The 10,897-nt window shown below is 43.3% G+C and carries 7 protein-coding genes; 1 reads left to right on the top strand and 6 read right to left on the bottom strand.

From position 1 onward, the window contains the following. Positions 1–353: 353 nt before the first annotated feature. Positions 354–2,147, bottom strand: a complete 1,794-nt coding sequence (locus F6J99_RS33675; RefSeq protein WP_293119610.1) for a sodium:solute symporter — start codon at positions 2,145–2,147, stop codon at positions 354–356. Positions 2,148–2,515: 368 nt separating this feature from the next. Here F6J99_RS33675 and F6J99_RS33670 point away from each other — a divergent pair, with 368 nt between their 5' ends. Further along, the gene (locus tag F6J99_RS33670; protein ID WP_293086210.1) at positions 2,516–2,644 is read left to right on the top strand and encodes a hypothetical protein; all 129 of its coding nucleotides are present in this window, start codon (positions 2,516–2,518) and stop codon (positions 2,642–2,644) included. Between the two features lie 106 nt (positions 2,645–2,750). Here the strand turns inward: F6J99_RS33670 and F6J99_RS33665 are convergent, their stop codons facing one another. From F6J99_RS33665 to F6J99_RS33645, 5 genes are all read right to left on the bottom strand, one after another. Next, positions 2,751–3,854, bottom strand: a complete 1,104-nt coding sequence (locus tag F6J99_RS33665; protein WP_070396383.1) for a response regulator — start codon at positions 3,852–3,854, stop codon at positions 2,751–2,753. A gap of 99 nt (positions 3,855–3,953) precedes the next feature. Then, the gene (locus F6J99_RS33660) at positions 3,954–9,224 is read right to left on the bottom strand and encodes an ATP-binding sensor histidine kinase (RefSeq protein ID WP_293119607.1); all 5,271 of its coding nucleotides are present in this window, start codon (positions 9,222–9,224) and stop codon (positions 3,954–3,956) included. Between the two features lie 230 nt (positions 9,225–9,454). Beyond that, a complete protein-coding gene (locus F6J99_RS33655) occupies positions 9,455–9,622 on the bottom strand; it encodes a hypothetical protein (RefSeq protein ID WP_293119605.1) in 168 nt (55 codons plus the stop codon). 355 nt (positions 9,623–9,977) lie between these two features. Beyond that, positions 9,978–10,262, bottom strand: coding sequence for a hypothetical protein (locus F6J99_RS33650; protein ID WP_293119603.1), 285 nt, complete (start codon positions 10,260–10,262; stop codon positions 9,978–9,980). A gap of 446 nt (positions 10,263–10,708) precedes the next feature. Continuing rightward, the coding region (locus F6J99_RS33645) for a transposase (protein ID WP_293119601.1) at positions 10,709–10,897 on the bottom strand (189 nt) is incomplete at its 5' end.

The following is a 10,897-nucleotide window of genomic DNA, read 5'->3' as shown; positions in this document are numbered from 1 at the left end:
GGAGTCGGGAGTCGGGAAAGAGAGGGAAGTGTGGGAGGTGTGGGGAGATGGGGAGATGGGGAAATGGGGATATGGGGAGATGGGGAGATGGGGAGATGGGGAAATGGGGAGATGGGGAGATGGGGAAATGGGGAGATGGGGAGATGGGGAGATGGTGAGTCAGATGAAAACTAATCATCAAGACAATGAGAAAAAAAGTATTTAAAAATACTAAATTAATCTCAAACTAATTCTTCCCTCTCCTCTCTCTCCCCACACTACCCCCTCTCCCCACACTCTTCTCCCGATTCCCGATTCCCGATTCCCGATTCCCGATTCCCGATTCCCGATTCCCTTTGTTATACTTTAAAACTTCACTCTACTCTCACCTCTTTTGATAGGTGTCTAAACCAATTAAAGTACAAACAAATAGATAGGATAATAAATAAAAACAATAGGATACCAAAATTATCCCAACGTTTCATCATCAACATGATTCCCATTAAAAACAAAACTATCTGCCAAGGAATTCCGATCAATGTAGATAGAATATCCCGCCGATTTTCGTTCCTGATTTTTGCTTGACTATTAGCTGGGAGGTTTTGACGGATTACTCCCCAAAATCCAAACGGTCGAGTGACTCGATAGAAATTATCCATTACCTCCCGGTCAGTTGGCTCAGTTAAAAATGTCCCTAGAATACATCCTAGTAATGAGCAAACGCTGGGAATTAGAAACAGAGCATATTCCTGAAATTGGGCGTAATTTAAATTGGGTAGTACTATTGCCTTGGTTAAAATAGCCGCTACCATCCCCGCCACTGTCCCAAGGGCAAATCCATAGCCATTAAAGCGCCACCAGTACCATCTCAACACCAGAGGAATAGACAGTCCAGCACCTAGTCCCAGGGTTAGCCATCCCCAAATGTCATTGATATTGGTGATATTGAAACTAAATAGCAATCCCACCACTACAATTACAATTGATGCCCAGCGGCTTTGAACAATCAGTTGTTGGCTAGAGGCTTGGGGATTGATATAAGCTTGATAAATATCCTTAACCCAGTAAGCAGCACTAGCATTGATGATTGAGTCAAAGGTAGACATAGCTGCTGCAATAAAACAAGCTATCAGCAACCCTTTTATCCCCACTGGCACATATTCTGCGATCACCGTTGGTAAGATAAGTTCAGGGTCAGCAATTACTGCTTTAGTGGTTCCGTAATGGATACCCAATATTGCAAAGGCTGTAACCAAGGGCCAACGAAAAGAAAGCAAGATTATCCAAAATAGGGACAGTAACCCAGCTTCGCGATCGCTTTTAGCGGCAAAATAGCGTTGGATCATATAGCCACCTCCACCGCCAAACCCTACCATAATTTCTTTGAACAGATAGAATAAAATCACCCCACCGAACAAGTTGAATATGGCATAGTCTCCCGGTAGCTCAACTGCCATTGGGGGCGAGATGCTGCTCCACTCCGTGAAATTCCAGGTTTGCAATTGCTCAGCCCCAGGAATCGAGACCGAGAAAGTATCCGGGATAGTTGCCGTAGAGAATGCGATCGCACAAATATAGATAATCGCAATAAAAATCAAAATACCTTGAAATACATCCGTCCATACCACGCCGTAAAAACCGCTAACAGCCGTGTATACCAGGGCGAGCAAAATCAAAAATATCGAAGCATAGCGGTCATCAATACCCAGAAATTCCCCCAGGAATTTGCCCCCCCCAACCGAAAAGTAACTCATTGAGCCAATAGCAAAGATAATATTAGCAACAGCACTTATGATCCGAGCCGTATTGCCTTCCCTTCCTGAGCCGAAGCGCAAGTGCATCCATTCCGCCAAAGTCATCACCTTTGCCCGTCGGTTCCACTTGCCCATGAATATCATAAAAATAGCCATAATTAAGACAACGCCACCCCGGATTTCGATGAAAAATCCCTTCGTTCCCAGAGCATAAATTAAAGCGCTGATCACCATCGTGCCAGCCAAGTCAGTATTGGACGCCATTCCAGAAGCCCCCAAAACCCACCAGGGCAGATTACGATTTCCCAAAAAGTAGGATTCTATACCCTCAGATGCTTTCCGTTGAAGAATAACCCCAAAAACGACTATGCAAATCAGGTAAATAGTAACAATGATGTAATCAACTGGATGCATGAATTTTATGATCAACGATTAAGGATTCAAGACTCGGCTTGGGCAATCACTACTGGGGTGATCTCGGAAAAATCAATGGCGACAGGTCCGAAGCGCATTGGTATTGTATAACACAAGAGTCTTCTGCAGGTGTTGAGGCTATGGACTCTTAACACCAATAACAAATGACAACGGACTTTTGGGCGTTGCTGATTATCAGTATGGTTTCGCCCCCCTAGCCCCCCAATTCTGGGGGGAAAAACTCTCAAAGTCCCCCAGAATTGGGGGACCAACGGGGGCTTTAATAAAACTAGATGATCGCGCATTCATTCCTTAATTCAGCAACGCCGACTTTTGAGCAAACAAACAAAGACGTAAGCATGCAGCTAATGCGCTACGCGCATACGGCGGATTGCATAACTATCAGGTACACAGGATTGTTTTGGCACTTCCGACTTACCTGCTCCCTGCTCCCTGCTCCCTGCTCCCTCAAAACCCAGAAATTTGTACCTAATTGAATTGCAAACCGCTGTATGCTTACAGCATACTTGATATTATAGATGAACCCTGAAAAATTCAAGTTTAATAATTAAACTTTAGTAATCAACAATCAACAATTAATCCTTAAATTGATAATTTTCCTGGAAGTATAACATGGACAATTGTTTGTATTCCTGGGGAACTGGTTATGTTTAATTCCCCACCGTGTAATTCAGTCAACAGTTTGGCAATGATCAAGCCTAATCCAGAGCCTTGTTGCTCGTAGAGTTTACGATCAAATTGCATATAGGCTCCGAGTTTAGCAATTTGAGTTGGTGTCATGCCTCGTCCCTGATCGATCACCAAAATATTTAACTTATTATCCTGGAAATAACTCTGAATCTTAATCGGCTTACCAAGGTCGGAAAACTTCAAGGCATTATCAATGATTTCTTCAACAATTTTAGTAAATTTTGATTGGGAAATCTTGACAACTACTTCTTGCAGTTCTAAGTGCAAATCGTCTTTACGGTTTACCTTCAGACATTTTTGGATAGCAAGGTCTTGGATAATTGTTCTAGTAAAACTTTGGTCTCCATAATCAAGCAGCTTCCTGGCTTGCTTAGGTTGTTGCTCGATTCGCGTTAGTTCTGCATAGAGTAAAAAATTATGGGTGAGCCGATATAAACGTTCTCCAGAGACACGGATTTCCTGAAGCATTTCCATAGCTTCACCCCGCTCTATGGTATCATAGTCCTCTATCAGGAATTGGGCAAGATTCAAAATGCCATTGAGAGGAGTACGCAACTCATGAGGTAGTGCATGAGTGATGTTATCGCGCAATTCATCGACCTGTTTTTGAGATTCTTGCTCAACAGCCATCTGCTTGGCTAAGCGGGTTGTGATTGCTCCTAATAATTCATCTCTAGTAAATGGCTTGGTCAGATAATCATCTGCGCCCAGTTCCATCCCCATACGCAGATCAGATTTCATAGATTTAGCCGTAAGAAAAATCAAGGGAATTGTCTGGGTGGATGGAATTTCTTGTAACTGAATCATGACACCGTAACCATCCAGTTTCGGCATTTTAATATCGCAAATAATCAAATCAGGACTTTCATTATTTGCCAATTCCACACCGATTTCACCATTTTCTGCTTCAATAACATCGAAATTTTCAGCCCGAAGTATCTCCACAACAATGGTACGGATATCTTCCTCATCTTCAATAACTAAAATCTGCGACATATATCAGTTCCTCCTTCAAACCTTAACATTTAGAAACGCTTTTCAAAACCAAGTTAAACTAATCCTTTCTTCTAGGCATAATCATAATTCCTATTAGGATCAATTGCCAACTGCCAACTGGCAAACAGCTCTCGGTCTTTGTACTTCCTCTGGTGCTGCAGCAGGGGAGTACAGTGGAATTGTGACAGTAAACGTTGTGCCAATACCGACTTGGCTATTTACCGTAATTTCACCACCGTGTACTTCCACAGACTGTTTGACAATTGCAAGTCCGAGTCCAGTTCCTGGAATATTGCCTACATTATTGCATCGATGAAATGACTCAAACAGTTGCTTTTGGTCTTCTTCTGGAATACCAATACCCTGGTCTTTAATCTTAAAGGTAACCTCTTCTTGCTGACAAATCAAGTCAAAGTTTATGGTGCTCTCATTAGGGGAATATTTAGTAGCATTTGATAGCAAATTTCTCAAGATATGTCTGATAATTTGTTCATCGAAATCAGCCTCTGGGCATTCACCTTGAATAACAAAAACAATGGTTTGTTTGGTGTTAAGACCTAGTTCTATCTCTTCGACTAAGTCACGGCAGAAGTCAAATAAATTCAATGGTGCAGGGTTGAATTTTAGTTTTCCGGCATTGGCTTTATTGACTAGCAACACGTCATCCAACATGTGGAGCATATGTTTGACATTGGCTTGAATCCGATCTAGATAGTTTTGTTTTTTCTCCTCATTCCAATTTTGGCTGTAATATTTGAAAATTTCAGTAACCCCCATAATACTGGTTAGGGGGGTGCGGAACTCGTGGGAAGTCATAGAGATAAATCGAGATTTGAGTTCAGTGAGTTCCTTTTCTCTTTCCAGAGATTTGCGAATCTGTTTTTCGAGTCGCTCCCTAACTTGAACGTCATGCAAAGTCTGGTAAAGCGTGGCATTTTCCAAAGAAATTGCCGCTTGATTACACAGAAGGCTTAACACTTCTACGTGTTCATTGGTAAAATTTCCAGAAATTATATTATTTTCTAAATACACCATACCAATCAGATTTTTTTTACGCAGAAGTGGCAAACACAAAGCTGACTTTGGCTGATGCTTTATGATGTATATATCCTCAGCAAAAGTAGAGTTATTAACCAGATTATTTAAAATCAAATTTTCTTGACTGATAGCGACATAATTAATTACAGATTTGGGCAAGTTATGAGTAATTGTTACTGGAATTGAATGCCTTACTGTTACGCCATTGTTAACCACTGAACCGGCTGCCTCTATCATCAGTTTATTTTCTTTTGACAAAATGATAAACCCCTTTTTAGCCCCAGCATTAGTCAGGAGAATATGCATCAACTTGTCCAGTAAATTATCGAAAATTATTTCTTCTGAAATGGCTTGAGATGCCTTGATAACGTCAGATAAATCCAGTGCGGTTAAACTTAGTGTTATCGTTGAGTTGGTTATGGAATCTAGTGGAACTTGCGTTGTTGGTTGGGCGGTAATTTGGCTAAGGAGTTGGGGGTATCTTGATTCTAAGTCTCTCACTTTTGCCACAGCTCCCCAGCGACTGTATCCATAGTAGGCATCAGTCAAGTAAGCCTGGGCGATCTTTGATTTGCCCCAAGACAGATAAAACTCTGCTGCTAGTTCATTGGCCAGTGCTTCTTCCTGGATATAGTGCTGCTCTGCTGCTCCTTCAATCCCTTGGTCATAAATTTCCATGGCTTGCCAGTGTTGCCCTAAAACTCGTGCTTTCTCTGCCTCCACTAGCTCGTACTTATGTTTGAAGTTTGATGGAGCATGGTATGCCCAGGTTTTCAGGGTTTCCTGATTAGCTGCTACTTGGGTCAGGTATTCACCTTGCTGCTGTGGCTCGACATGGGGATAGTGAGCCAAAAGCGCTAGAGAATAGTAGAAATTCTGTTCAGCAACAAGGATGAATCCAGCGACAGCTTGTGCGTATTGCTCTGCTGCCCTGGCGTTAGCAATAGCTTGCTCGGGTTGTTTAAACCAATAAAACAGAATGGATTTGGCAAGATATAGATAAAAGAGAGACGTTCCATTATTCTGTTCTATTAAAATGGGAAGCATTTCTAATTCATTAAACTCTTCCCCAATTAACTGACAGGTATCGTCAGATTTACCGAGTAAATTTAAGGTTAATTGTTTGCCGATTTTGCCATAAATAACATGATAGTATAGCTTCATTTTTTGCAGCAACTCCAGATACTGCCCATACTTCTGAGCAGTAACGTCGAGATCATTTCCCACAAAAAATAGGTTGGTACAGTAGTTGAGGGCAGCATAACCGGAATAAGTTAGCTCTCCGGTTTCAAGACCGCTGTTAAACGCCTCTAGTAAGGGGTCTAGGGTTTCCTTGAGATGCTCTTTCCAGTGTCTGATCTGACCGTTAAAAACATCTAATACGATTGATTTGAACTCCTTAGCATGGAATTGCTCCAACAGCATCAAAGACAGTTGACCAAATTTATAGCCAGCATCGATATCTCCCATAAATCCACACAGCATCATGGCGTAATTAATATAGGTGTTCGTGGACAGATGTGAATTGCCATAATTGATACATAGATTAATTTGTGTAAAAAGAATTATTGGACACAATGCCGGATTAGTAATAAAAGCAGGGGTTCCTACAGACTTTAAGATCCCCATGGCCGCTAGTTTAGTGAGGTCAGTCATTTCCGGTAGGTCAGCCAAATCCTCACTAATCAGGTCTTTGGGGGGGTATTGCTCCAGTTGAATCCCGAGCATCTCCAGAACCTGTAGCCCCGTATCCAGGGCGACTTGCATTTGGTTTTGAGCAATATAAGCGTGGATTTTTAGTTCATAGACCTTGACTTGATCTAATTCGGTTTTGGCTTGTTCCAGAGCCACTCCAGCCAAGAGGTTTGATTGCTCAAAATTGCTGTTGAGGTATTCCGCTTCCACCACTTCTAGATAGAAAGCGAAGGTGAAGTCATAGTTGTCAGCCCAGGTATCCGCTGCTAGGAGTCCTAGACCTACATTCAGATACTTGAGAGTGCTGGCATAAGCTGCTGCGGCCTTGGCTTTCTGACCCGCGATCAAATTGAGTTGAGCTAGCTCATCTTTTTCCCACTGAGCGGTGAGTAAGTCGGTGCCAAAATTGAGTTGGTTAACCAAGGCAAAGATATTCTCTTCCCGTGCCTCTGGAGTGGTATGGTTCAGCAACAACTTGCCAATTTTTAGGTGGGTTGCTTGTTTGTGGGATTCGGCAATCAGAGAGTAGGCGGCTTGCTGCACCCGGTCATGTAAAAATTTGTAGTTAACCTTGACATCACTGAGGCCAAAATCTGCGGATTCCTCCTGTTCAAACAGCAGAGGAATTTTGTAACTATCACTCAACGGCAGAATCAAACCGATCTGTAGTGCCTCCCAGAGCTGAGCAGCAGTGATAATCGTTGAGTCTTCATTGACAATGGCTAGCATGTCTAAGTTAAACTGATTGCCCAGACAAGCTGCCAATTTTAAGACCTGCTGGGTCGTTTTTTGTAGCTTGCCAATACTTCTGGCAATCAGTTCCACCACATTATAATCGGTGATGCCAATGGCTTGAATTTGATCAATATTCCACTGCCAGCTGCCACTGGTGACGTCATAACTCAGCAAGTTTTCTGAGTAGAGGGTTTTGAGCAGTTGGGTCAAGAAGAAGGGATTACCTTGGGTTTTATGAAATAAAAGCTCTGCTAGGGGTTTGGTCTGGTTTTCCCCTTGGATGTCATTGAGAGTATCGGCTACTAATTGCTGAACGTATTGTTTCTGTAACGGCTCAATCGTGATCTGATCTATGACTGAGTCAGTTTCTTGAATTTTCTCAATGGTTTGAATCAAGGGATGGGTCGGACTGACTTCGTTATCTCGATAAGCTCCTATGATTAATAAATACTTGTGATCGCAGTTCGTCATTAAGGTCTGGAGCAACGTTAGTGAGGCTAAATCTGCCCACTGTAAATCATCAAGGAATAGCACCAGGGGATGTTGGGGTTGGGCAAAGACACCGATGAATTGTTGAAACACCCGTAAAAATCGGTTTTGGGATTCCGATGGTCCGAGTTGGGGGACTTCCGGCTGTTGACCGATAATCAGTTCCACTTCCGGAATGACATCAATAATCACCTTGCCATTGGCACCCAGAGCATTTACTAAATTCTCTTTCCAAATCCCTACTGTTTGAGCGGGTTCTGTCAACAGTTGCCGAATTAATCCCCGAAATGCCTCCAGCAGAGCAGCGTAAGGACTATTGCGCTTAAACTGGTCAAATTTACCACCAATAAAATACCCTCGGGCTTTGACAATTGGTTTATGAACTTCATTGACCACTGAGGTTTTACCAATCCCTGAGTAACCGGATACCAGCATCAATTCAGTGGCTCCAACACTGACTCGTTCAAAGGCCTCCATCAGGGTGGCTACTTCCCCTTCGCGACCATAGAGTTTTTGAGGGATTAGCAGTCGGCTCCCAATGTCATAGCTTCCCGGAGTGAAAGTTTCAATTTTTCCAGTGGTTTGTAGCTGGTATAGACAGGTTTCTAGGTCAACCTTTAGTCCAGCAGCACTTTGGTATCGGTCTTCAGCATTTTTGCTTAGGAGTTTCATCACAATCAATGAAACTACTTCACTAATTTCTGGATTAAGCTGATGAGCAGGCACAGGATATTGAGCCAGATGATGGTGAATCAATTCCATGGGATCGCTGGTGATAAAGGGTACCCGATCCGTTAGCATTTCGTAGAACGTGGCACCTAAGGAATAGAAGTCGCTGCGGTAGTCAATGGAGCGGTTCATCCTCCCGGTTTGCTCCGGTGAAATATAGGCAAGAGTGCCTTCCAGCCAATTAGGATTCCTAGTGGTGGGATTCTCTAGAGACAGGCGGGAGGCAATGCCCAAGTCAGTAATTTTAACTTGTCCTGTTTCCGGATTGATGATGATATTGGAGGGGTTAATATCTTTATGAATAATCGGGACCTTGTGCAGCTCATCCAAGGTTTCGACTAGAGAAATAGCGATCCTCAGAAAATCCTTGATAGCCATGGGGTGAGAGTTGATAAACTGCTTGAGGGATTGACCCCCAAAATCTTCTAATATCAACGCCAACCCATTATTATAGTTTTCCAGACCGTAGCATTTGACAATGCCTTCACAATCAATAGCTTGGGAGATTGTATATTCTTGTCGTAAGCTGCTAATCTCTTCAAGGGAGGGATAGTCCGATTTAATAACTTTAACAATAACTGGTCTTTGCTGTTGCTGGTGATAGCCGCGATAAACAACTGTACTAACACCAGCTTCTAGTTCTTCTATAATTTTAATTTGAGCGTTTGGGAATTTTAACATCATCGCCCCCTTGAAGTGTTTAGATATAGTAATTGTGATAGCTATATGTGATAGCTATATTGATTTAATTTTGTTTGATTTTGTTTAATCTTGAGGTGCGCTTTCCGTGATGGCGAGGGATTGCTCGCCATCACGGATCGCACCGCTATCTCCCTATCTCCCTATCTCCCCACCTCCCCACAAATCACGTTTTAGTCGGACGCAAGAAACAGCCCTGGCGTTAGGGGGGGTTCTCATTTTCCGGCTCGTAGCCAGGGTTGGCAGCGATGCAGCGCGGTCTTGGGGGTTTCCCCCATGAGCGACTGCATCAAGACACAGCCCGCCCCGTAACGCACCACCGGGTCAAACAGCAAAAATGAGATGCACCCGAAAGATTCACAAGCTTGCAAAGTTAAGTTCATGTAGTAGTTCAGTAGGGTGGGCAGTGCATCAGACAGATTTACAAGCTTGCAAAGGGCATTGGTAGGCACTGCCCACCGTAGGATTAATCACAATGGTGCAAGATCTCGGTTAAACCCAACGTTTTACATCCAAATGCAACACCGAAGCAGGGATTGAGACCTTCGATACAGCATAGTTTCCTAAAGCCTATTTTAGGGATTACATCTCTAGAGTTCCCGCAAAGCCTACTCAGGTAACAGTCAGATCACCTCCAGTTAATCACTTGGTTTATAGCAGTTCTCAATTGGGTGAGGTACCTGATCAGGGTGTTTTAGGGAGTAGGGAAAGATAGGGAAGTGTGGGGAAATGGCAAGATCAGGAGAATTTTCGACAAGGGATGCGCTGCATCAAGACAATGACTAACAATTGGTTAACTGCCTTCAAGGATGGTTCGATAAATTTTGCCAAAATCCCAAATATTCGTCGAAAATTCTCCCGATCTCCCCATCTCCCGATCTCCCCATCTCCCGATCTCCCCATCTCCCCATCTCCCCATCTCCCGATCTCCCCATCTCCCCATCTCCCCATCTCCCGATCTCCCGATCTCCCCATCTCCCCATCTCCCCATCTCCCCATCTCCCCATCTCCCCATCTCCCCATCTCCCGATCTATTTTTGGCAAGAATTAAACAGCCCTGCTTCCAGGAGGGGAAAAGAGGGAACAGGGAAAAAATCCTGTGTACCTGATTAGGCTATAAACCGCTATCTAGCTTTTTTAAATAGGTCATGAACAATCTTGCTAATTTTTAATAACATCAAAAAATCCTCCAAGCTTTTTACTACTGCTACCTGCTCCCAGCTCCGAAGCTGCCTTTTAGCATAAATACTATGTTCACAACTCAAATAAAAACCCTATAGCGTTTATTGCAGTTATGAGGTACAGTATTCTTTAGAGGATATCTCCCAAGTTTTTTTATACTGAATTTTGCCCCCCTAGCCCCCCAACTTTGGGGGGAACAAGAGTCAATTTGCTTCTAAAAGTCCCCCGCCCCCCTAACCCCCCAATTCTGATACCGCTGGCCAAATTAATATTTGTTTACACATAGGTCAACCGGTCGGCGCAAGAGCAGCAAAACGAGAACATCGGGTAGCTGCAAATGGAACTCCGTGCCACCAATTAACCAAACGCACAATATTCATGGCAGAAGCTGTGATGATGTGCTGCAAGTGGGTTTTAGTCAAACCGATATAGCGACATCGACGTAAGCCAAACGCTTTAATGCCCTGAGCTAAGGT

The sequence above is a fragment of the Moorena sp. SIO4G3 genome, assembly GCF_010692305.1.
GTDB classification, from domain to species: domain Bacteria; phylum Cyanobacteriota; class Cyanobacteriia; order Cyanobacteriales; family Coleofasciculaceae; genus Moorena; species Moorena producens_A.
Note: the sequence above shows the minus strand (reverse complement) of the source record. Positions and strands in the feature narration are given on the sequence as shown.

Coding starts and splice junctions, on each gene's coding strand:
- F6J99_RS33655 (WP_293119605.1), bottom strand. CDS start 9,622: ATGAACTTAACTTTGCAAGCTTGTGAATCTTTCGGGTGCATCTCATTT.
- F6J99_RS33675 (WP_293119610.1), bottom strand. CDS start 2,147: ATGCATCCAGTTGATTACATCATTGTTACTATTTACCTGATTTGCATA.
- F6J99_RS33670 (WP_293086210.1), top strand. CDS start 2,516: ATGCGCTACGCGCATACGGCGGATTGCATAACTATCAGGTACACAGGA.
- F6J99_RS33660 (WP_293119607.1), bottom strand. CDS start 9,224: ATGATGTTAAAATTCCCAAACGCTCAAATTAAAATTATAGAAGAACTA.
- F6J99_RS33650 (WP_293119603.1), bottom strand. CDS start 10,262: ATGGGGAGATGGGGAGATGGGGAGATGGGGAGATGGGGAGATGGGGAG.
- F6J99_RS33665 (WP_070396383.1), bottom strand. CDS start 3,854: ATGTCGCAGATTTTAGTTATTGAAGATGAGGAAGATATCCGTACCATT.